At 32.4% G+C, this 24,465-nt stretch carries 13 protein-coding genes; 7 read left to right on the top strand and 6 right to left on the bottom strand.

What is annotated here, in order from left to right:
• Positions 1-222: 222 nt before the first annotated feature.
• From QBK95_RS01145 to QBK95_RS01130, 4 genes are all read left to right on the top strand, one after another.
• The gene (locus tag QBK95_RS01145; RefSeq protein WP_280929665.1) at positions 223-2,196 is read left to right on the top strand and encodes a tetratricopeptide repeat-containing sensor histidine kinase; all 1,974 of its coding nucleotides are present in this window, start codon (positions 223-225) and stop codon (positions 2,194-2,196) included.
• A gap of 215 nt (positions 2,197-2,411) precedes the next feature.
• Positions 2,412-4,391, top strand: a complete 1,980-nt coding sequence (locus QBK95_RS01140) for a tetratricopeptide repeat-containing sensor histidine kinase (RefSeq protein WP_280929663.1) — start codon at positions 2,412-2,414, stop codon at positions 4,389-4,391.
• A gap of 90 nt (positions 4,392-4,481) precedes the next feature.
• Positions 4,482-6,464 carry a tetratricopeptide repeat-containing sensor histidine kinase gene (locus QBK95_RS01135; RefSeq protein ID WP_280929661.1) on the top strand — a complete coding sequence of 661 codons (1,983 nt, stop codon included), beginning with the start codon at positions 4,482-4,484 and terminating at the stop codon, positions 6,462-6,464.
• Positions 6,465-6,644: 180 nt separating this feature from the next.
• Entirely contained in the window at positions 6,645-8,618 is a 1,974-nt protein-coding gene (locus tag QBK95_RS01130) for a tetratricopeptide repeat-containing sensor histidine kinase (RefSeq protein ID WP_280929659.1), read from the top strand.
• Between the two features lie 2 nt (positions 8,619-8,620).
• Here the strand turns inward: QBK95_RS01130 and QBK95_RS01125 are convergent, their stop codons facing one another.
• The 6 genes from QBK95_RS01125 to QBK95_RS01100 all read right to left on the bottom strand — a co-directional run bounded on the left by QBK95_RS01125 (position 8,621) and on the right by QBK95_RS01100 (position 20,966).
• Positions 8,621-9,919 (bottom strand): HlyD family secretion protein, encoded by a 1,299-nt coding sequence (locus tag QBK95_RS01125; protein WP_280929657.1) that lies wholly within the window; start codon positions 9,917-9,919, stop codon positions 8,621-8,623.
• 1 nt (position 9,920) lies between these two features.
• Entirely contained in the window at positions 9,921-12,125 is a 2,205-nt protein-coding gene (locus QBK95_RS01120; RefSeq protein ID WP_280929655.1) for a peptidase domain-containing ABC transporter, read from the bottom strand.
• A gap of 204 nt (positions 12,126-12,329) precedes the next feature.
• Positions 12,330-15,098: an alpha-amylase family glycosyl hydrolase gene (locus QBK95_RS01115; protein WP_280929653.1), complete on the bottom strand. Its 2,769-nt coding sequence runs from the start codon at positions 15,096-15,098 to the stop codon at positions 12,330-12,332.
• A gap of 69 nt (positions 15,099-15,167) precedes the next feature.
• A complete protein-coding gene (locus QBK95_RS01110) occupies positions 15,168-16,349 on the bottom strand; it encodes a SusE domain-containing protein (RefSeq protein ID WP_280929650.1) in 1,182 nt (393 codons plus the stop codon).
• Positions 16,350-16,381: 32 nt separating this feature from the next.
• Positions 16,382-18,001 carry a RagB/SusD family nutrient uptake outer membrane protein gene (locus QBK95_RS01105; protein ID WP_280929648.1) on the bottom strand — a complete coding sequence of 540 codons (1,620 nt, stop codon included), beginning with the start codon at positions 17,999-18,001 and terminating at the stop codon, positions 16,382-16,384.
• A gap of 10 nt (positions 18,002-18,011) precedes the next feature.
• On the bottom strand, positions 18,012-20,966 hold the full coding sequence (locus QBK95_RS01100) for a SusC/RagA family TonB-linked outer membrane protein (protein ID WP_280929646.1): 2,955 nt from the start codon (positions 20,964-20,966) through the stop codon (positions 18,012-18,014).
• Between the two features lie 224 nt (positions 20,967-21,190).
• Here QBK95_RS01100 and QBK95_RS01095 point away from each other — a divergent pair, with 224 nt between their 5' ends.
• From QBK95_RS01095 to pgmB, 3 genes are all read left to right on the top strand, one after another.
• Positions 21,191-22,213, top strand: a complete 1,023-nt coding sequence (locus tag QBK95_RS01095) for a LacI family DNA-binding transcriptional regulator (RefSeq protein ID WP_280929644.1) — start codon at positions 21,191-21,193, stop codon at positions 22,211-22,213.
• A 132-nt stretch (positions 22,214-22,345) separates the two neighbouring features.
• Positions 22,346-23,722: an MFS transporter gene (locus QBK95_RS01090; RefSeq protein WP_280929642.1), complete on the top strand. Its 1,377-nt coding sequence runs from the start codon at positions 22,346-22,348 to the stop codon at positions 23,720-23,722.
• 1 nt (position 23,723) lies between these two features.
• Positions 23,724-24,389 carry a beta-phosphoglucomutase gene (pgmB, locus tag QBK95_RS01085; RefSeq protein ID WP_280929640.1) on the top strand — a complete coding sequence of 222 codons (666 nt, stop codon included), beginning with the start codon at positions 23,724-23,726 and terminating at the stop codon, positions 24,387-24,389.
• The last annotated feature ends 76 nt before the right edge of the window (positions 24,390-24,465 follow it).

Below are 24,465 nucleotides of genomic sequence, written 5' to 3'. Positions count from 1 at the left end.
TAATTAGGTAATAAAAAGTCGGAATGGTTTATAACTTTTCTGACTTTTTATATGTTTATACTTTAATAATTCTTCTATAAATGCTACTTAGAACAGTATCACGATAGAAATATTTCATAATAAAAGTAAGAAAAAGACTACTTTTTTATTATTGTTTAAATAAATTTATGTATTTTGTGGATTAAATTAGATTATTTGTCTAATTCCCCAAAATTCATGAACATGCAAAAAGTATTTTTATTTATTGGTACGGTATTTTTTTTGGGACAAACTTTTGCCCAAGATAACATAGCTGTAAATCCTCAAAGTTTTAATCATATTACCGATACGCTGCAATTTAAAGAAGCATTAGTTGCTCTTAATAAACTAATTAAGGATAATCAGGTTGATGAGGTAGAAAATTTGGCGAATGTTTTGATTAAAAAAGGTGAAGAATTAAATTATTCTAACGGTTTAGGAGAATTATATTTAATCCAAGGAAGGTTTTTGAAAAGGAATAAAAAGTATCTAGAGGCTATAAGAAATTATGAGTACGCAGAGAAAAATTATAAAAAAGCCAATAACCTAAAAGGATTAGCTAATGTTTTTAATACCAGATCCATACTAGAAAGTCATCGCGGTAATACAGAAAAGAGTATAGACTATTTGTTGGAAGCGAAAATGTATAATGAAAAATTAAGAGATAGTGCTGGTTTGGCGATTATATACAATAACCTAGCTAGTCATTATGCAGGTTTAGATGACCTTGATGAGTCAGAAAGATATTTCAATAAAGCCATTACGACTCGAAAAAAAATAGGAATGCTTCGTAATATTGGAATGGTGATGAATAATTTAGCATTCATTTATTTACAAAATGGTAAGCCAGATATGGCTAGAGCCATGTTGCCTGAGGCATTATCTATTAATAAAAAAGATAGTATTAATGCTTCTATTGCGCATTCTTATAGTATTATGGCCGAAGTTGAATTATACGAAAAGGATTATGAAAAAGCCAAAAAACACTATGAAACGTCATTATCCATATCCGTGAATACTAATTATGATCTTCTTACTGTAGATAATAAACAACAACTCGGGTATCTAGCGATTATATCAAAGAATTACAAAGAAGCTGAAAAGTTATTGGCGGTTGCCCGAAAAGAATCTTCGGATTTAGGAGCGGTGCAATTATTAATGAAGAATTATCAATTTTCTTCAAAATTAGATTCTACCAGAGGAAACCTTTCTGGCGCATTAGCATGGCAAAAGAAACATCAAAAATTATCTGATGAAATGATGACGGAGTTGTCAACAAAAAAAATGGAAAGAGCAGAAGCTAGGTATCAGGCAGAATTAGAACACTTACGTACTATCGATGCACAAGAAAAAAGAGAGCAACTTACAAGAGAAGAATTGTTTAGATATAGAGTTCTTACTTTCGTAGCTTTAGGTTTATTATTAATCTTTTTTGTATTTATGGTAATGATCATAAGAACTAGAAAAGAACGTAAAAGACTAATTAGCAAACTAAATGAATCTAATCAGATTAAAAACAAATTGTTTTCTATTATATCACACGACCTCAAAAACGAGATTCATGGATTAGAAGGTAGTTTAAACTTAATGAAGGAAGATGCTATTTCTGCCGAGGAGTTTAAAGAAATAGTTCCACTATTGGCAAATAGAACGCACCAAACATCCATTTTATTAAATAACTTATTGAATTGGTCGAAATCACAGATGAAAGAACTAAATGCTAGACCAATAACTTTTGATATTACAGAAGTTATATCTAATAAATTCGCTTTTTTTAGACCCAAGGCGAGTCAGAAAAATATTAGATTAATTAATAGATTAGATGCTACTAATATTTTTGCGGATAAAGATATGGTAAGTATTGTAGCGCAAAATCTAATAGCAAATGCAATCAAATTCTGTAATCCTGGGGATTCTATAGCATTAGTATCCAGAGAAAAAGAGGATCATTATGAAATATGTTTTGAAGATACTGGTGTAGGTATCGATCCTTCTAACCTCAATAAATTATTTGCAGAAGATACGTTTACTACAAATGGTACTCAAAATGAAACAGGAACTGGTCTGGGACTTAGAATTTGTAAAGAATTAATAGAACTTAATAAAGGAAATATAAAAGTGGAAAGTATTTTAGGAAAAGGAAGTACGTTTTCTATTTCACTACCAAAAGCAGCATAATAAGATTATAAATATGGCCTAAAAATCAAAAGAAATTGATGTATGGTTTAATGTTTTAAAAGTCAGGTAATTGAATAAATTACCTGACTTTTTTTGTAAAAACACTATTATTAAAAATAAATGTAAGAATAAGACTACTTATTGTGTGTTTTTATGTTTTTTTGTGTATTTTGAGGATCAAATATGTTTTTAATCTTGTTTTAGTAAAAGTAAATATGAACAAAAGTGTTTTTATATTTTTAATTCTATGTTTGATACATGGCTTGGGTATTTCCCAAAGTCAATTATCAACCGTAGATCTATCTGATATAAATGCATTAAAAGATTCCATAATCTTTAATAAGGCTGTTAGTGATTTACAACAATTTGTAAACGAAGACCAGATCGATAGGGCCGAGCTTTTATCAGATCAACTTATTAAATTAGGTACCGACATTGAGTATAATAATGGATTAGGTCAGGTATTTAGATTAAAAGGAATTATTAGTAATGCGCTTCAAAGAAATAGCGTCTCTGACAAAAGTTTTGAAAAAGCGACTAGTTATTTTGAAAAAACTAATGACCGTAATGGACTTGCAGTAGTAAGTAATGATAGATTCATTATTGAACAAAACAAAGGGAATTTAGAAAAAGCAGCTGATTACTTAATGGAAGCCAAGTTATACAGAGAACAATTAAATGATAGCGTAGGGTTATCTGGGATCTATAATAATCTAGCAATCATCTATAAAGAACTTAAGAACATTCCGAATTCTGAGAAATATTACTTAAAATCTATAAATCTAAGAAAGCAATTAAAAATTGACGGGATTGGATTGGTTATGAATAATTTGGCATTGCTATATACAGAAAAAGGAAATCTTTCTGAAGCAAAGAAACTTTTACCAGAAGCATTAAAGATTAATAAAGCAGAAAATGATTTAAGGCATACAGCACAGTCCTATAGCATAATGGCAAAAGCAGCAATGTATGGCAAGGAATATGAAGCTGCAAAAAAATATTATGATACCACCTTATGCGTAGGTAGTCAAGCTAATTATAAACTAATCGTAGTGAATGCCAAACAGCAGCTTGGAATTATTGCATTAGAACAAGGAGAATATAAAAAATCAGAAGAATTATTAAAAATAGCTAGAGATGGTTTTAAGAAAGTCAATGTAGTATCGCTATTGTTGAAAAATTATAAATACTCTTTTAAGTTAGACTCTACGAGAGGTAATTTATTGGGAGCAATTGGATGGCAAAAAGAATATCAAAAACTTTCTGATAAGAGATTGTACGATATAAGTGCTAAAAAAGTTGAAAAAGCTAAGTCGAGATATGAAGCAGAATTAACACAACTAAAACTAATTGACGCACAAGAAAAAAGGGAACAAAAAACTAAAGAATCATTATTTAGATATAGGTTACTTACTTTTATTAGTATGGCCGTAATTGCAGTAATATTGGTTTTTATGATTCTTATTATTAAGACCAGAAAAGATCGAAAGAGATATATTAACGAACTTAATGAATCCAATCAAGTTAAGAATAAACTATTTTCTATTATATCCCATGATCTTAAAAATGAGATTCATGGGTTAGAAGGTAGTTTAAATTTGATGAAGGAAGATGTGATTTCTACAGAAGAATTTAAAGAAATAGTTCCTTTATTAGCAAACAGAACACACCAAACTTCAATTCTGTTAAATAATTTATTGAACTGGTCAAAATCACAAATGAAGGAGTTAAACCCTAAACCTACTACCTTTGATATAACAGAAGTTATCAGTAATAAATTTACTTTTTTTAAACCTAAAGCAGAGAAAAAGGATATTAAATTGATTAATAAATTAGATCCAACAATGATTTTTGCGGACAAAGATATGTTTGGAATTGTAGCGCAGAATTTAATAGCAAATGCAATTAAGTTTTGTAACTCTGGAGATTCAATAGCTTTGGTTTCAATTGAAAAAGAAGATCATTACGAGATCTGTTTTGAAGATACTGGAGTTGGAATAGATCCTTCTAATCTCAATAAGCTATTTGCCGAAGATACATTTACAACTAACGGTACTCAAAATGAAACAGGAACTGGTCTTGGACTTAGAATTTGTAAAGAGTTAATAGAACTTAATCATGGTAATATAAAGGTTGAAAGCACTCTCGGAGAAGGAAGTACTTTTTTTATATCATTACCTAAAGCAGCTGCATAGTATAGATGCTATAAAAGACCATAAATTAACCGCATAGATATTTTTATCGTTTATTGTGATATTATATTTTTCAAATTAACTTCAAAATATATGATTATAAAAAGGCTAATCACGCTAGTATCCATCTTCCTTTTTTTAAACCAGAATTATGCGCAAGATAAAAGTACAGTATCGCCTCGTGATTTTTCTCATATAAAAGACACTACTTCATACCATAATGCAGTAGATGATTTTCGTAAAACACTTCAAAAAAGAACGGATACCATATCAATAAAAGAAATAGATGCGTTTATACAGTTAGGTGTAAAGTTAAATTACACTAAAGGCATAGGTAAAGCATATGTAGTCAAAGCTTTAATATATAGGAATAAATTAGAATATTCACTGGCCGAAAAAAATTATCAAAAGGCAATTACCTATTTCAATAAAATAAACTACCAAAAGGCAATAGCTGTTGTTCATAATGAACTTTATATAACAGAAAAACAAATGGGTAATTTAGAGAAAAGCGCCTATTATCTGCTGGAGGCCAAAAATTACTTCGAAAAAATCCAAGATAGTATTCCATTGATTGTTATGTACAATAACTTAGGTAGAATACATATGGAATTAGAGGATTATGAATTTTCTGAAGAAGCATTTTCTAAATCAATATTGTTAATAAAGAAGTCTGGAGAATATAAGGATGAGTTAGGTACAATAATGAATAATCTGGCTGAAGTGTATATAGAACACAAGAAATATGATGAAGCCGAGGCTATGGCAAAAGAATCTATAAGAATCAATAAAAAAGATAGCCTGATAGGAGTATTTGCATATTCATACGCAACATTAGGAGAAATTGCTATTGCCAAAGAAGAATATCATAAAGCAAGAAAACTTTATGATAGCTCATTATATTATTACAGTAAAGGAGGAGATAATATTATGACTATCGATACGAAACAGCGTATTGGATATATAGAGCTTCAATTAGGAAATATTAAAGAAGCAGAAAAAATGTTTACAATAACTCGAGAAGCTTATCGCAAAATTGATTCGAAAGCGAACTTACTCGAGAATTATGAATTATCTTCAAAATTAGATTCTGTTACTGGAAATCTTGTTGGTGCAATAGCCTGGCAGCATAGGTATCAAGAACTATCTGATGAAATAGCATCTGAATCTTCATTAAAAAAAATCGAAAAGCGAGAGGAGTTTTATGCAAGAGAATTAAAACAGTTGCGAACGATTGATGAACAAGAAATAAGAGAACAAAAAAATAAAGAAGAGCTGTTTCGTTACAAAGTAATTGCGTTTATCATTTTAGGAATCTTGTTAATTAGTTTCGTCTTTGTTCTTTGGATTGTAAAAACAAGGAAAGAACGAAAAAAGTTAATCACTAAACTTAATGAATCAAATGAGGTAAAGAATAAATTATTTTCTATTATTTCTCATGATCTTAAAAACGAGATCCATGGGTTAGAAGGTAGCCTTAACTTAATGAAAGAAGATGTAATCTCTACAGAAGAATTTAAAGAAATAGTTCCTTTATTGGCAAATAGAACACACCAAACTTCCATTCTGTTGAATAATTTATTAAACTGGTCTAAATCGCAGATGAAAGAGTTGAATCCTAATCCAATTACCTTTGATATAACAGAAGTAATTAAAGATAAATTTATTTTTTTCAAACCTAAAGCAGATAAAAAGAACATAGCACTAATTAATAAATTAGATGCAACGGTAATTTTTGCGGATAAAGATATGTTTGGAATTGTAGCTCAAAATCTAATAGCAAATGCCATTAAATTCTGTAATCCTAATGACTCTATAACCCTAGTATCCATAGAAAAAGAGGATCATTATGAGATTTGCTTTGAGGATACAGGTGTAGGGATAGCTTCTTCGAATCTCAATAAGTTATTTGCAGAAAATACCTTTACTACCAATGGTACCCAAAATGAATCTGGAACAGGTCTTGGACTTAGAATTTGCAAAGAGCTTATAGAGCTTAATCAAGGTAGCATCAAAGTAGATAGTACATTAGGAGAAGGCAGTATTTTTTATGTTATATTACCTAAAGCGAAATAGATGTGGTGAGTGTGCTTCTCCTGAATTCAAGAGTATGATTTAGTAAACATTAATATGTTTTGACGCGAAAAACGTAATTAAAAGTAAGAATAGTATTACATTTCTTGTATTTTTAAAATTAAATTGTGTATTTTGAAGATATAATTGGATTTTTATCTAATATCCCCAAAATAATCGAATATGAAAAAACTATTACTACTCAAATTAGGATTGATTGTATTCACCACTGGTTTTGCACAAGATATAGTTTCTATTTCATCTTATGACTTTGATAAGATAACGGATACTATCCAATTCGATAACGCAATTAAAGATTTTAAGTATTTAGTAAAAGAAAAGAAATATGATGAAGCGTTACTTTTTGCAGACAAGCTTATAGATGTAGGTACTGAATTAAAAGATATAGATGGTGTTGGACATGTTCATGTATACAAAGCTAAAGTATATTCTAAAACCAAAAATTTTCTTGAGGCAGTGAGTTCTTTTGAAAATGCTGAGGCTAATTTTAAAAAAACAAATAACCTATGGTGGTTGTCAGAAGTGTATAATGCTAGATTTGTTTTAGAGTATAATAGAGGTAATATAGAAAAGAGTACGGATTATTTATTAGAAGCAAAAATGTATTCAGAAAGATTAGCTGATAGTTCAATATTGTTTCGAAGATATAACAATTTAGGGATTGTATATGGAGCATTAAAAAACAATGAAGAAGCAGAAAAATTTCTGAGTAAAGCAATTGAAGTTAGTAAGAAAATTGGACAGGTAAAGAATATTGGAAGAGTTATGAATAACTTGGCGGTTATATATTCTTCTGAAAAAAAGTTTGATAAAGCCAAAGAAGTCCTTAAAGAAGCGTTGACACGCAATAAAATAGATAGCCTTCCTGCTTACGTAGCGCATTCCTATAGTATCATTGCAAAAGTTGCATTACGTGAAAAAGATTACACTACCGCAATAAAGTATTACGATACTAGTTCACAGATTTTAAAAACTACAACCTACCCTATGCTAAGTGCAGATAATAAGTTGCAATTAGCGAACTTATTTATATTAACAAAGCGATATAAAAAAGCAGAAGGATTATTAAAAGAGTCCGAAAAAGAGTTTACAGCTTTAAAAGCTACAAAATCATTATTAGAAGTTTATAAATATTTTTCGCAATTAGATATTGCAAGAGATAATCTTACCGATGCACTTGTGTGGCAGCAAAAATATCAAAAGTTGTCTGATGAAAGGATTAACGAATTGTCTACCAAAAAAATTGAGAGGGCAGAGGCTCGCTATCAGGCAGAATTGGAGCAATTACGTAAGATTGACGAGCAAGAAAAAAGAGAGTTACGTACTAAAGAACAATTGTTTAGATATAGAATATTCACATTCGTAGTACTATGTGTTTTAGTGATTAGTTTGGTGTTTTTATTTTGGATTATTAAAACGAGAAGAGAAAGAAAAATGCTAATTGCTAATTTAAATCAATCAAATCAAATCAAAAATAAGCTATTTTCTATCATCTCTCATGATCTTAAAAATGAGATTCATGGATTAGAAGGAAGCTTAAATTTGATGAAAGAAAATGAAATTTCCACAGAAGAATTTCAGGAAATAATTCCATTATTAGCAAATAGAACGCATCAAACTTCTATTTTGTTGAATAACTTATTAAACTGGTCTAAATCTCAGTTAAAGGAGTTATCTGCAAAACCAGTTAGTTTTGATGTTACAGAAGTAATTACGACCAAGTTTGCTTTTTTTAATTCTAAAGCAACACAAAAGAATATTCAGTTAATTAATAAGTTAGATACGACCAAAATATATGCGGATAGAGATATGGTTGCGATCGTTGCTCAGAATTTGATAGCAAACGCTATAAAGTTCTGTAAACCTGGAGACTCAATAGCTTTAATTTCTAAAGAAAAAGAAGATCATTATGAGATTTGTTTTGAAGATACAGGAGTTGGAATAGATCCTTCGAATCTCAATAAATTATTTGCTGAAGATACATTTACAACCAATGGAACTCAAAACGAAACAGGTACAGGTCTTGGTCTTAGAATATGCAAAGAACTGATAGAACTTAATCAGGGTAATATAAAGGTAGAAAGCACATTAGGAAAAGGCAGTGTTTTTTCCGTTTCATTGCCAAAGGCTGCATAACATTATTTATCCATTAAACTCTTAAATTGATAAAAGAAGCGCTCGATAAGCCTTAGATCTTCTGTTATAATCTCTACAGAACCTCTCATTTCCTGTTTAAAAGGTATTTTCTTTTTATATGTAGTTATTAATTGTTTAGGCAGTTTTACATCGATAAGATATAATCCATCTTTATCAGGCAGCATAGAAATGTAATCCACAGTTCCTTGTAGCATACCAAATTCGTCATCAGGGAAGTTTTCTAATTTTATATTAGCTTTTTGCCCTAATTTTATTTTTCCCGAATTCTGAGTCGGTGCCTTTATTTTAGCAACATAAGATGAAGATTCTTGGATAGGTATTATTACAAAAACAATATCTCCTTGAGAAACATTTTCGTTTTCAAAACGATAATTGGTAAAGGAAACGCGTCCTGTAATATCAGATTGCAATAAATATCTTAATTCCCAGTCTCTGATATTTTTACGTAATTGATCAAATGATTGAATGAGCTTCGTACGTAGGTTAACCTCTTCTTTTTGTTGTTGATACTTAGTTCCTTTTGAATTTTTCTGGGCAGTAACTATATTTTCTGTAGACTGAGATAATTGAGCATCATAATCATTAAATCTATTTTCTATTTGTAAGAACTCTGCTTGTTTGTTTTCAAATTCTTGTTGAGATATGTTTCCCTTTTCAAGCATTGTTTTTTGCCTTTCATAATCCTTTCTTTTGATATCCAATTCACTTTTGGCAAGTCTTTTTTGTCTGCGTAAACCTTCTCTTCTTCTATGAAGTTCTTGTATGGATGTTTGATTTGCTAAACTTTCTCCACTAAACGGCTGATACTGCTTATTAAGACGATATTCAGTGTAATTATTTTCGAAGGTTGCATATGCAGCTTGAATATCTCCCAAAGCTAGAATTGGAGGCATTTTATCAAAAGGAAAATCGATAGATCTATTATTGATAGTAATAGTATCCATTACTCTTTTAAGAATAAACACATCCTCATAATTCGCAGTATTTCTAAGGATAGCCAAAGGAGTTCCTTCGGGAACTGTGTCGCCTTCTTTAACCAAAATAGCTTCGATTTTTTCACTAACGTTTGCTTGCTCTTTTTGTAAAGGAGTTTCTGTGGTTACTATAGCTTGTGCGGGAATAGTATCTGGATATTTAATAAGCCAAGATAGAAATAGTAATAATAGTACTAATACTAATATTAATAGATTTCCCCATCGGATCATCCAATGCGGCACACGAGTCAGGATTTCCTGAACTTCTTCACTTCTTAATTGTATGTCGTCTAAATTATCAGGCATTTTATTTTCCGAGTTCTAATTGATTTTTAACCAAATTGTAGTAGCTTCCCTTTTCTTTAATCAAAGATTCATGATTTCCTACTTCTATAATTTTTCCTTTATCTAATACCACAATTTGATGAGCATTTTTTACAGTACTTAACCTATGCGCAATTACCATCACGGTTTTATTCTTAAAAAAGATATCAAGCTTTTCCATGATTACTTTTTCATTGTTGGCATCCAAAGCCGAAGTTGCCTCATCAAAAAACAGAAACTTAGGGTTTTTGTATACAGCACGAGCAATAAATAATCGTTGTTTTTGACCTGTACTAAGTCCTACACCTTCCATTCCGATCTTCGTATTATAGGATAAAGGTAGAGATTCTACAAACTCTTTAATATTGGCTACATCTACTGCATGCGCTAATTTTTTCTTATCCACATAATCTTCACCAACGGCAATGTTATTTGCAATAGTATCATTAAAAATATATCCTTCTTGCATTACGACACCAAATTGATCTCTCCATGCTTTTTGTGATACATTGTGTAAATCACTAGATCCAATAAGTATTTGACCATCATCAGGTTCATAAAACTTAAGTAAAAGTTTCATTAAGGTAGTTTTTCCACTACCACTTACACCTACAACCGCTGTAATTTTGTTAGCTGGAATAGATAAGTTTAAATTTTCTAATACTGGTTTGTCTGATCCTACATACCTGAAATTAAGATTGGTAATCTCAAAATCTGAATTTTCAGGAATTTCCCTGATTTTTTCATCACCAGATTTTTCCTCATCTTCTTTATTATGGATCTCACCAAGACGTTCTAATGAAATCTGCGCATCCTGTAATTCTCTTAAGAAATTAATTAATTGAGTAATAGGTGCATTTAATTGGCCTACAATAGAAGTAATTGCCAGCATCATACCTAATGTGATATCTCCATCAATTACAAGTACTGCCGAAAGCACAGTGATTAATATATTTTTTAGTTCATTGATAAATGCAGAACCTACACTTTGGTATTGTTCCAAAGCTAGATTTTCTATCGATATTTTAAAAAGCTTAGCCTGTACGAATTCCCAATTCCATCGTTTTCTTTTTTCAGCATTATGGAGTTTGATTTCCTGCATCCCGTTTACCAACTCAATAACCTTACTTTGCTCTTCGCTAATTTGAGAAAAACGTTTGTAATCTAGCTTTTTACGTTTTTTGAAGAATATTAAAATCCAAGCAAAATAGAATGCACTACCAATCGCAAAGACTGTAAATATTGAAAAACTATAATAAATCAGTACAATACTAAATACAATCAGGTTGACCATAGAAAACAATACATTCAGCGATGACATGGTAAGTATTTGTTCTATTCTTTTATGGTCATTAATTCGCTGCAATAAATCTCCAGTCATTTTTACATCAAAATAGGAGATGGGTAAGTTCATTAATTTTATAAAAAAATCTGATATAAGAGAAATGTTAATTCTTGTACTTAGGTGTAATAAAATCCAACTTCTGAGCACATCTATTAAGGTCCGACCAATAAACAATGATAATTGAGCAATCAGTACTAAGTATACAAAATCAATATCTTCATTTTCAATACCGACATCAACAATACTCTGTGTTAAGAATGGGCTTATAAGTTGTAATAAACTACCAGCTGTTAATCCAAGTATAAGCTGAAAAAGAAATTTCTTATACTTAAAAACGTACTTAGAGATAAATTTAAAACCAAATTCTTCATCTTTCTCATCCAGATTGTCATTATAAAATTTGGGTGTGGGTTCAACTAACAATGCTACTCCTTCTTCAGTAGTTTCATCTGCATTATTACCAATCCAAGCTTTGATAAACTCTTCTTTAGTATATGTTATCAAACCATGTGCTGGATCCGAAACATAAATAGTCATATTTCCTTTTCGAGAAGTCTTAACTTTATATACTACAACATAATGTACTTTGTTCCAATGTACAATACACGGTAAGGGTACATCTACCAGTTGATTTAATGATAACTTGACTCCCAATGATCTAAAACCTATACTTTCTACGGCATCGCTTAAACCTAGTAAAGAACTTCCCTCTCTTGTAGTTTCACTAAGAGATCTAAGCTTCTGAGTATTCAGGATTTTTCCGTAATGTTTAGCTATGATTTTTATACAAGTGGGTCCACAATCTTTAGATTCAGCTTGTTTGTAAAAAGGAAATTTTGGCATTAAGAGTTTTAATTTTGTGTAATGAGATCTGTTACAAAGTAAAGTAATTCTTTTCGATTATACTATCATAGAGGTTTAGATCCTGCATGTTTCGTATTCATATGTTCCTATTTGATACTATTTGTTACCCAAAAAAGGAGTATTTTTTTTTAAAAAAAATACTCCTTTTTGAGATATAGGGTAGTGCTAGAAGACTAATTATTTCTAGTTCAAACTCAATTTGGTCGTTGCTACTCCTTTTTCGTTTTCAATTTGTACAAGATATAAACCTCTAGATAATTCTCCTATTTCAAAACTTGTCCCTGGTTCAAAATCACCCTCGAATTTTTTTGCGATTGCTCCTGTAATGGTATACACAGATACCTTTTGCACAGATTCATCAATACTAAAAGATGTTTTTGCAGGATTAGGATATGCATTAAAACTATTCCCTTTTATAAAGTCTTGAGTACCTAAGTTACGTTGCTCATTACCATAAACCTTAAACTCACCTGGTTGTAAGGTAATTAAAGCATTTACATCGGTAACATTGATGGATGCACCAGTATCACTTAATAGATCATACCAAGTTCCTGTTTCTTGAAATGCAGGATCAATGGTTAGCGATGTTGTCCTGAAGTTTCCGATGATTGTTACATACTTTATCTCATCACCAGTAGCAGAATTATCGGTAAGATGAATTGATTTTCTTGTATCTACCGAGGTTTCTAAAGTGAAATCATTGGTTTTAAATATTTTCTCATTCCGCTTTAATTTTATTAGCTTAGCGTATAGATCGTATACATCAGTCCTATCAGTATCATTTAGATAATCCCAACGAATTGGTTTAGGGTTGGTTCTACAATCATTATTGATAGTTCCGTTTTCACATCTATTAATACTGAATTCATATCCTAATTCACCAAATTGCCAAATTAACTTAGGTCCAGGAACAGTAAAATAAAATGCTCCAGCCATTTCTACACGATCTAATGCTGTTGATAGGTCTTTGATGTCATAAGAGCCAAATGCATTTCCAGACTGAAGATTATTATACATCAATCGTTCTTCATCATGGCTTTCCATATAACCAACTAATGAAGGTGTGGTCCATCCTCTACTTAAATAAGAAACACCTTCAAAATTAGATCCACCAAATCCCATAGTGGCATTGTTATAACTAAAATGTATATTACCCCAAATCAGCATCCCAGCATTTACTAATTGAGTTTCCTCAGTGTTTGGAGCGAAATGTTCTAAAATTACATAGGCATTTGGGTCAACAGCTTCAATAGCAGTGTTCATTCTGGTTAAAATATTGATACGGCTTTGATCAAAAGAGCCACCATCACCACTTACGTTAGTAAAACCTTTAGTAAAGTCAAATCTAAATCCATCTATATTATATTCTGTCAACCAGTATTCATTTAATCGATCAACATAATTTTCTGTTGCAGTAGATTCATGATCAATATCATTGAAAAATGAGAAACTGGTATTAGGATCACTAACGTTAAATATTGGATTCTCTGCTGTAGCTTGGCCATTATAGCAGCCATTACAATCATTCCACATTCTATAAAATGGATTTTGACCAGTAGCATGATTATACACAACATCCAGTATTACAGCAATTCCTCGTGCATGACATTCATCAATAAATTGCTTAAATGCAGTTGGTGTACCATAGTATTTATCTAAAGCCATATGGAAAGAAGGGTTATAACCCCAACTATTATTTCCGTCGAATTCGGAAACAGGCATTAACTCAATAGCATTGATTCCTAAATCTTGTAAATAATCTAATCTAGCTTTTACTGCATCAAAAGAATGTAGCGCATCAAAATCACGAATTAAAAGTTCATAAATTACCAAATCGGTAACTTCTGGTCTTTGAAAATTAGTGGTTTGCCATACATATTCAGTTTCACCTGTTTTAAAATAACTTACCGCGTGATTTGTACTTCCTGTTGGATACGCTGGTAAATTAGGAAAAGTAATGTTATCTATACCACCATCGTTCGATTCTGATAATATTAAGGTAGAGTATGGGTCTGCAACCGAAATAGAAGCATCAATCTCATATTGATATAGTATATCTGAGTTATTTGGAAGATTTGTTAGTGTAATCCAAAACCTATCTTGAGCACTGTCTTTATTCATCAGGTAGGTATTATCTCTCATCCAATCATTCCCGTTAAAATTACCTTTAAGATGAACAAAACTTTTATTAGGTGCATATAATACAAAGGTAGCAGTAGCTGGATTATTGGGATCCAAATTCAGACCATCTTTCATTCCTGCAGGGACTGGTGCTTCAGTTACTGTAGGAGATACAACAACCGAAAAAGTTTCTGACAATTCATTTGAAGTACCCGTTTCAGTAGCAATAAGTTCTAGACTTGCGTCTGTGGTAACGTTATAGTTATAACTATATGAAGTTGTTGCGTTTTGAGTGTTTATAGCTGTTGTAGATCCGTTAACAAATAATTGAAAATCAGAATTTACTGTAGCAGTAGCTGTAATGGTTAAGTCGTTTCCACTGTTTACAACAGTTGTTTCCGTTGCGGGTGAGGTAAGAGATATTTGAAAAAGTCCAACTTCTACTAAATTATCTCCTGTCTGACCGTCATTACCATTATCTGCTTTAGCTAAGAATCCAATACGTCCAATACCTGTAGTTCCATAAAATGTTGTAGGTGTAAAGGTGAATGAATACGTACCATCCATATTATCGGTGAATCTTTGAGATTCGTCAGAGTTGGTCCATTGACCATTGGTAGGGGAATCTCCAGCAGGATCATCATTTAAATCAAAATACCATGCCCACAGATATATATCTGTGACTCCCCATTCTGTATTAGGATTAAAGTTAGAAATCGTAATTGTTATCTCGTCTGTTTCATTAAATGCAGCTGGAGTAACCGTAAATGTTTGTGCGGTTGCCATAAACATGCTGCAAATTGTCAATATTATAAAAGTAAATTTTTTCATGACTAATTGTATTTTATTAGAACGCAAAAAGGCTGTTGTTACACAGCCTTTTTGGTTACTAAGGATATATTATTCAACTATAGGAATAAGTACATAACTTGCATTAAGGTCGTTAAACCAAATATCATAAACGCCTTCTCTGGAAACAGGAATATTAGGTCCATCTTGTGTAGCAAACCCTGTTAATTCAGTATTGCCTCCCCAGTTTACAGCCCAATCATCCTGAGCTCTAAACTTCATTTCTCCAACAGTAAGTGTTACACCATTTGCATACCAGATATGTGGATCAAAAGTAGATTGCGTAAGATCGGTATCACTATCCCATCCATCAGGAGTAGCATCTCCGATAAATCCAATTGTAGGATATGTTACAGAGGCACTCTCGTCAAAAGGATCAAAACTATGAGTGAAATCTTCTACATTTACAGTAAGTGTATAGTACCCTGTAGTTGGAACAACAAAAGAAGCTGGGTCTCCACCAAGAATTTCGCTACTTGTAAATCCACCACCATCAAGTCCCCATTGTGGTTGCCATTGGCCTTTAGTTTCTAGTAGTTTAAACTCATTGGCAACGAAATATCCAGTATAACTATATGCATTTTCATTTCCAGGATCTCTAGTTAATGGAGTATTGTTATTATCGTTATTCCAGTCTGCTGCTGTAGCGTTACCAACAAAGAATAATTCTCTTAAAAGTATAATTGGCTCTTCTCCAGTAGGCTCTGGTAAGAATACATTTAATGGTAATACATCAGAAGTGTTAGACGGTCCGCCATCAGTAGTTCCTACAGAAGCAACTAACCTGAAAAATAATTCCCCAGCGTTATTAGGGATAGGGTTGTTATCACCATCCAAAACAGGATTTCCATCTGCATCTAATTGAGACGTTTCAGGGTCATTATCTAAACCAGCAGTCGCTGCTAAGTCAAATAATTGTTTTACAGTAACAGCAATGTCATTTGCAGAAGTAGTTCCTAAAGATTCGAAAGTTGCAAATGTTGATTCTCCAGATCCCTGAAGATCATAAGTTATCGCCGTATCTACTCCAAAATCAGGAGATTCCCATACAAAACGTTCTGCAGTGTTATCCAATGTTTCTAATGTAAGTACATATTCTGAAGAAACAGAATTTGTAAACGTAATTGCCTCGGCAGGTTCCTGTGCAGTGAATACTAATGCGTCGTCATCAGTACAAGCATTAAACCCAATTAGGGTTACTAATGCCATTACTATTATTGATATTTTTTTCATGTTGCTTTATTTTTAAAATTGAGTTTAATAGATTAATAACCAGGATTTTGTCCTAAGTTTTGATTTGCAGCTCTGGCTGCATCTGGAACAGGGAATAGATCTCTGAAAGCTGGGATAGAAATTCCATTCTGAGAATTACCTTTTAGTGCCCAGTTATATCCACCACCTGAAAATAATCCGAAACGGATAAGATCTTGTCTTCTATGTCCTTCCCAATACAATTCTCTTGCTCTTTCATCAATGATGAAATCAAGATCCACATCACCAGAAGTTACAGTTGGAGAATTACTTCTGTTTCTAAGGTCATTAATATATCCTAATGCAGTACCAGCGTTACCACCTCCACCTCTAAGATTAGCTTCTGCATACATTAAATAAATGTCAGCTAATCTAAATAAAGGGAAGTCTACATCAGAAAAAGTGTTATTCGGATCTGTACCAGTATCGCCAGAAGTAGTCACGTTCGTGAATTTTTCTAATACGAAACCAGTTCCAGGATCTGTAATATTTGTAATTTCAGGTAGTCTACCATCTTTAATAATGGTATTTCTATCATCATTAGTAAATGCTGGATCTTCAAATTTTTCGGCAAACTGAGGAGAGATTCTAATGGCTCCACCCCAACCACCAGCTGAAACACCAAGGTTTCCACCGTTTTGCTCGATACTACCCACAGCACCATTAGTCATCACAGTCGTTGGACCAAAATTTTGAACAAATTGCCCATCTGCAATAAAAGGGAATATGATTTCATTTGCTGCTTGATTAGTGTCATTATCACCTCTAAATAAATCTTTATAGTTATTAGCAAGAGTATATCCTCCATTTATGATTCTCTCACAATAAGTGATACAATCACTATATCGATTCGCACCAATATATACTTCAGCATTTAAATACATCTTTGCTAGAATTGCCCAAGCAACAGCTTTATCACCTCTTCCATATTCATTTTGACGAGGATCAGCAAGTTCGGATTCGATAGCTAATAATTCTGTTTCAACAAATTCGAAAAGTTGTGCGCGATCCATTTCAGGCCCTTGTATATTTCCTACGGGATCGTTTTCGCTATATAAGGGAGCTCTAGCGTATGAATCCATTAAATGATAATATGCTAACGCTCTGATTAATTTTGCTTCTGCTCTGTATGCTGCTATTTCAGTTCTCAATGCTCCACTAACTCCTCTAGAATCTAATTTACCATCAGTAGTCTGACGTAAAAACTCATTAGCTAAAGACACAGAAAACATTGCTCTACTAAAAAAACCACGTATTACTGTATTTGCTCCTGTCCAGGTTGATGTTTGTAAATCATCTATAAACCCGCTTTCATCATTGATATAAGTCCAAACGATTTCGTCTGTAGTAAATATTTGCATATTCATAATACCACGACCATATTGACTAGTACCTGCATCGATACCTCCAATATTCGATGATCCTGCTCCAGTTAGACCTGTAAGAGAAAAATTTCCATACACTCCAGCAATTGCTTGTTCATAAGAACCAGGATCTGCGTAGAATTCTTCATCAATAAAAACACTGTCATCTCTAGGACTCTGCTCTAAATCACTTGTACAAGAATTTAAAGTGATGACACCTATCATCAACAATAAATACTTGAAATAATTAGTTTTTATATTTATTTTCATAATAAATTAATTAAAATTTTACGTTAGCTCCCATCAAGAAAGTTCTTGCTCTTGGGAATAATGTTTGATCAACTCCTGAAAAGATTTCAGGATCTAAACCTGAATACTCGGTAATCGTAAATACGTTCTGAACTCCACCCCATAATCTGATTGAAGAAGTATCTCCAAAAAACTTATTGAATGTATATCCTAAAGTCACGTTATCCATCTTTAAAAACGAAGCATTTTCTACGTAAATATCAGATTGGAATGTATCTCCAAAAACATTAAAATTAGTGTCTAATACAGATGAATGGATATTGGCTAACGTTCCATTATTATTGATTGCGTTGTAGGTAGCTCCAGAATTTACATTGTTAAATACGTAGTTACCAAGGCTTGCTCTAAGATTAAAAGATAAATCAAAACCTTTATAGGTCATATTGGATTGAAACCCCATTGTGACATCAGCATCACGATTTCTATAAATATATCTGTCTTCACTATTAATGATATTATCTCCATTAAGATCAGCATATGCACCTTCTATAGGAGCTCCATTTGCGTCATATAATTGTTTGAAAACTAAAAACGAAAAAGGAGAAAACCCTTCTCTGTGTAATTGTATGTTACCACCTGTTCCACCTACTGATGGACCAACTAATTGATCTTCACCACCAACAAGTTTCTCAACTTCTTGATCAATAACTGCAGCATTGTAATTGATGTTCCAAGTAAAGTTACCATTCTTTACAATGTCTGCATTTAGATTTAATTCAATACCTTCTGTTAGTAATTCACCAAGGTTTTGTTGACCAATGTTACCAAAGTTTGCTCCATCAGGTAAACTACCACTAATGAATAGGTCGTCAGTTTCTCTTCGATATAGATCTAACGATCCATTAATACGATCATTAAACAAACCGAAATCTAAACCAATATTGTATTGCGTTGCAACTTCCCATTGTAATTCCTCATTTCTTAATGATGGATTGGCTACGGTAATAGATGCGTCACCAAAAATGTATTGAGAAGTGTTTTGCCCAAGTTGATATCTTGCTAAATATGGTAATTTGTTAAACTGACCAGCACCAATATTCTCTTGCCCAGTTACACCATATCCTAAACGAAGTTTTAAGTTACTTAGCGTACTAGAGTTGGCTAAAAAACCTTCGTCAGAGATGTTCCAAGCAAATGCTGCTGAAGGAAAGTTACCCCATCTGTTTTCCTCGCTAAATCTAGAAGTACCGTCTCTCCTATAAGAAAGAGTAAGTAAATATTTATCATTAATAGCTAAGTTTGCTCTTCCAAAAAATGCTACTAATACTAAATCTGGATCAAATAATCTTGTAGCTTGATTTGATTGACTATCGCCTCTTAACTCTCCTGTATTGAAATCTTCTACCCTAAAATTTTGGTATGAATATCCTCCAGTTACATCAAGACTAAGAGCTCCTATATCTTTTTTATAATTTAGATATGAATCAAATAAAGTGTTTCTTCTATAGCTGGTGAACTCTGTTCTATCTCCATCTAATGTTCCATCTGTCAATAATTGACCACTACTACTTTCACGAGATAACTCATTAAAACCATCACCATTTTGCTCATCGAAACCAATATTTACAGTAGCGGTTAATTCTGGTAAAAACCATAAAGAATAATCTACTTTAAAATTTCCGAAATAACGATCTACTTCACTTCGGTTGTTTCTTTGCAATAAAGAAGCAACTGGATTAGTCACTGCTAATATATTATTTAAAGATCCATCTGGGTTAATACTGTCATATTCAAAGAATCCACCAAAAGGAGAAGTTGGATCATTAACAGGTTGCGTTGGATCAAATGCAATTGCTGCACCTTCAACTCCATTTGCAAATCTTCTTTTTTCGAAAGTAGCATTTGCATTTAAATTAAATTTAAGATTTCCATTTAAAAAAGTTGGGTTCAATACCAAGGCAGCCGAACTTCTTTTAAATCCACTGGTCAAACGTAAACCTTCTTGATCTAAGTGACCCAATGATACACGAACTGGTAACACGTCGAAAAGAGAACCTCTTATCGAAACGTTGTTATCAGTTGAAACAGCGTTTCTATAAATTTCCTTTTGCCAATCTGTATTTGCGTTTCCTAATAAACTTGGATCTATATTATTGTTAACTAGGGCTTGCTCTCTAACAACATCTCTAAACTCATTTGCAGAAAAAACATCGATAGTGTCTGGGATAGTATAAATACCGGATTGGAAATTATAATTAACCTGTAATCCTTTACTTCCTTTGATTGTTTCAATAATAATTACCCCTGCAGATGCTCTGTTACCATAAATTGCTGCTGCGGATGCATCTTTTAGTACTGTAAAAGACTTAATGTTATTAGGGTTAATTGATGATAAAATAGATTGAGAACCACCAACTACGTTATTATTAACTGGTAATCCATCTATTACAATAAGTGGATCATTAGATGCAGCAAGAGAACCACCACCACGAATTCTAATAGCAGCCCCAGAACCTGGTGCACCTCCAGCAGTAATATTAACCCCAGCTACACGACCATTAAGTAGATTTTCAGGAGAAACAATATTTCCTTTGTTAAAGTCACCAGCTGTAACTGTACTTACAGAACCTGTTAAGTCCTTTTTTCTGGCGGCACCATAACCAATTAATACTACCTGCTCTAATTCTGCAGCATCTTCTTGTAAAGCAATGTCAATTCTGTCGTTTCCAGAATAAGTAATTTCCTGAGGTATGAAACCTACATAGGAAAACTCAATAATATCTCCGTTGCTTACTCCTCCTAACGAATAGTTTCCATCAAAGTCTGATGAAGTTCCGTTTGTTGTTCCCCTTATAATGATATTAACACCGGGAATCGGTTGACCATTTCCAGCATCAGTAACAGTACCATTGACCGTCGACTGTGCAAAAAAGCTCATTGGTATCAACCACAATAAAAACAATGCGCTTTTAGTAAATGTTTTCATATAAAATTTATTAGTTTTTAATTGTTTTTAGCCTTATATTTTCACTTTCTGGAGTCCAAAGTATGTAAAATCTGTGTTAAATTTTAGCTACGGTGTAGCCGTAACCTTACTCAAACGTTTGCGTGTGGATAACTTTTAAAATTCTGTTAAAATTTTAAGGGTAATTATGATCATATGGCATATTTTCGCGGAAAAGTTTGACTTTTAATAAAAATTCAAGGGAAATGAAGCAAAAAGTTACGTTAAAACAAATAGCAAAAGAACTAGATGTATCTATATCTACAGTATCAAAAGCTTTAAAAGATAGTGTAGAGATTAGTCTCGATACTCGACAAAAAGTAAAAGCTTTCGCTAAGTTGTATAACTATAAGCCTAACAACATTGCACTTAGTCTCAAAAACAGAAAAACAAAGACTATTGGAGTAATTATTCCTGAGATTGTTCATCATTTTTTTACTACTGTAATAGGTGGTGTAGAGAAAGTAGCTAATGAAAAAGGGTATAATGTTATCATTTGTTCATCAAACAATTCTTTTGATAAAGAAGTGATTAATATGGAAATGCTAGCTAGTGGGAGTGCAGATGGATTTATTTTGTCTGTAGCAAAAGAAACTCAACAAAAAAAAGATTATCATCATATCGAAGAAACCATGAGTCAAGGAATGCCTGTGGTTCTTTTTGATAGAATTATAGACGAACTTGTATGTGATAAAGTGATTATTGATGATGGCAAAGGTGCTCAAGCTGCTACAAATCACTTACTTTCTTTAGGATGTAAAAAAATAGCTATCCTTACAACAGTAGATTATATCAGTGTTGGTAAACTAAGGACTAATGGGTATTTAAGAGCCTTAAGAGCATATGATATTACCGCTAGAGAAGACTATATTTTGAAAATTGAAGACATTGATAATTGTGAATCAGAGATTTCAGAATTTCTAAAGAATAAAGATGTAGATGCGATTTTTGCTGTGAACGAATTATTTGCAGTTACTGCTGCCAAAGTTTTGGATGAGCAAGGTAAAAAAATCCCCGATGATGTATCCATTGTAGGTTTTACAGATGGGATTTTATCTAAACATTTTATCCCTAGTTTGACCACCATTAGTCAGCATGGAGAAGAAATGGGAGTAAGAGCTGCAAAGCTACTGATAGAAAAGCTTGAGGGCGATGATAACCTTCCCGAAGAATATAAAACTGTGATCATTGATACCAGTTTGATTCAAAGACAATCCACAAAAAAATAACAGGCTTAAACTATTTTATTAAAAATATTATAATATATTTGACCCCTATCAGAACTTATATTTTCACTTTCTACTAACATAAGTTTTGATAAGTGTACGCGCTTATCATAGTAATAATCAAATATTTACTTAATGAACAAGCGTAAGCTAAGTTTCTGGGAAATATGGAACATGAGTTTCGGTTTCCTAGGAATACAATTCGGTTTTGCATTGCAAGGCGGATTCATGTCTAGAATTTTCCAGACTTTAGGAGCAGAGATTCATGATATACCAATCATGTGGATTGCAGCACCGTTAACTGGTTTATTGGTGCAACCTATAATAGGCTATCTAAGTGATAGAACTTGGAGTCCAAGATGGGGAAGAAGAAGACCTTATTTTTTGATTGGAGCTGTTCTTAGTTCTATAGCTCTATTTTTTGTGCCGCATTCTCCTGTTTTATGGGTTGCAGCTGGTTTTCTATGGATTCTGGATGCTTCTATAAATATTTCTATGGAGCCTTTTAGAGCGTTGGTAGCAGATAAATTACCAGAATCACAACGTTCGTATGGTTTCGTTATTCAGACATTGATTATAGGTATAGGAACTTGGGTAGCCAGTAATCTTCCTTGGATGGTATCTCAACTAGGAGTTAGTGATTCGGCTGCAAATGGAGTTGTACCGATGTCTGTTAAGGTTGCTTTTGCTATTGGTGCATTTGTTTTTCTTGTAAGCATATTGTATACCGTTTTTACTACTACAGAATATCCTCCTGAGGATATGGAAGCGTTTAAAAAAGAGAAACAGAAAAAAAACCAATTTATACCTGATATTTTAAATAATATTGGCAGTATGCCTTTAACAATGAAAAAGTTAGGATTGGTTCAGTTTTTTAGTTGGTTCGCCTTTTTTACTATGTGGAGTCTAACAAATCCAGCATTAACAGAGCATGTTTTTAAAACTCCCGTGCCAGTTGAATCTAATTATAATATGGATTCTGAGGTATCAGCTAATGAGTTTCAAATCGCTAATACTGCATTCCAAAAATCATCAAATGAAGTAGGGAAATACATGGGAGTCTATGGGTTATCTTCTATGGCTTTTGCTTTGGTCTTAGCTTTTTATACTTCTCGAAAAAGAATAAATAGAAAGCTGGTGCATTTGTTTTCATTGATCTTAGGAGGTTTTGGTTTTATATCGATGTATTTTATACCATCTCCTTCTTGGTTGATCCTTTCTTTTACTTTGATCGGATTCTCTTGGGGTAGTATTTTATCTATGCCATATGCAATGTTGTCAAGTTCTGTTGATCCTAAAAAAATGGGGGTTATTATGGGGATTTTTAACATGTTTATTGTGATTCCTCAGGTAATAGCTGCTGTAGGAGGAATAAATTTTACATATAAGCTTATAGGAGAAGAAACAATTAACGCAATGATAGTAGCAGGTATTAGTTTGATTATAGCAGGTTTTTGTAACTTGTTGATTACTAACAAAGACGCTATTACTTATAATCCAAAAGAAGTGTAGTATGACAAAAAAAGCATTCATATTTGATCTTGACGGTGTCATTGTGGACACTGCGAAATACCATTTTTTAGCATGGCAAAATTTAGCCAATAGTTTAGGGATATCTTTTTCTTCTGCGCAAAATGAACAACTAAAAGGAGTTAGCCGAATACGATCTTTAGAGAAAATTTTAGAATGGGGAAATAAAACCATTTCGAAAGAAGAATTTACAACATTAATGGCTAAAAAAAATGAAGAGTATCTTAATTACATAGATACTATGGATGTTTCTGAGATTCTTCCTGATGTACCTAGAATTTTAGATTTTCTTTTAACCAAAGAACAGGGTGTAGCATTAGGATCAGCCAGTAAAAATGCAAGAATAATTTTAGATAAGGTTCAACTAAAGGATAAGTTTCATGCCATTGTAGATGGTACTAATGTATCTAAAGCAAAGCCAGATCCCGAAGTATTTTTAATAGGAGCAGAAGAATTAAAAATACAACCCAAAGATTGTATTGTTTTTGAAGATTCCGTTGCAGGTATTCAGGCTGCCAATATAGCCAATATGGTAAGTATAGGTATTGGAGATCCGAAAATATTGCATGAAGCAGATTATGTATTTAAGGACTTTACTGAAATTAAAGAAGAGTTTATTAACCAGTTAGTTACAACCGAAAGAAATTGAGAATAATATGAGGAAGCCTAAGTTAACGTATACTACGTTGCTTAGGTTGTTCCTCAAACAACTAAAAATAAAAGAG

The organism is Aquimarina mycalae (genome assembly GCF_029906345.1).
Lineage (GTDB): Bacteria > Bacteroidota > Bacteroidia > Flavobacteriales > Flavobacteriaceae > Aquimarina.
Note: the sequence above shows the minus strand (reverse complement) of the source record. Positions and strands in the feature narration are given on the sequence as shown.